The sequence below is a fragment of the Psychrobacter sp. W2-37-MNA-CIBAN-0211 genome (assembly GCF_040309405.1).
Lineage (GTDB): Bacteria > Pseudomonadota > Gammaproteobacteria > Pseudomonadales > Moraxellaceae > Psychrobacter > Psychrobacter glaciei.
Window position 1 is genome coordinate 1 of sequence record NZ_JBEOOU010000063.1, and the last position, 353, is coordinate 353.

The 353-nt window shown below is 36.5% G+C and carries 1 protein-coding gene; it reads left to right on the plus strand.

All coding sequences use genetic code 11. The annotated features are described in order from the left end of the window. Positions 1-141: 141 nt before the first annotated feature. On the plus strand, positions 142-353 hold a 212-nt coding region (locus AAEY72_RS14300; protein WP_352311166.1), incomplete at its 3' end, for a 4a-hydroxytetrahydrobiopterin dehydratase.

Here is a 353-nt window from a genome sequence, read left to right on the forward strand (position 1 = left end):
ATCGAATATATGTGGGTTTTTTGTCCTATTTAGAGTATAAAGTTGCTAGCGCACTTATTAGAATTTTTATCAATCCATTAAATAATGAAAGTTAATAAAAACTCGACCAAATCATCCAACATAATAATAAGGGAGACCACCATGAGTAGTTTATCTGACAAACAAATTGACTTACAGCTAGAAGACTTAGCTGGCTGGCAGCGTGACGGCAACAGCATTATTAAAAGCTATGAATTTAATGACTTTATTGAAGCCATCAGTTTTATGAACCAAGCCGCATTTCATGCCGAAGCGCTGGAACATCACCCTGAATGGCACAATGTTTATAATGTTGTAGACGTACGCCTAACCAC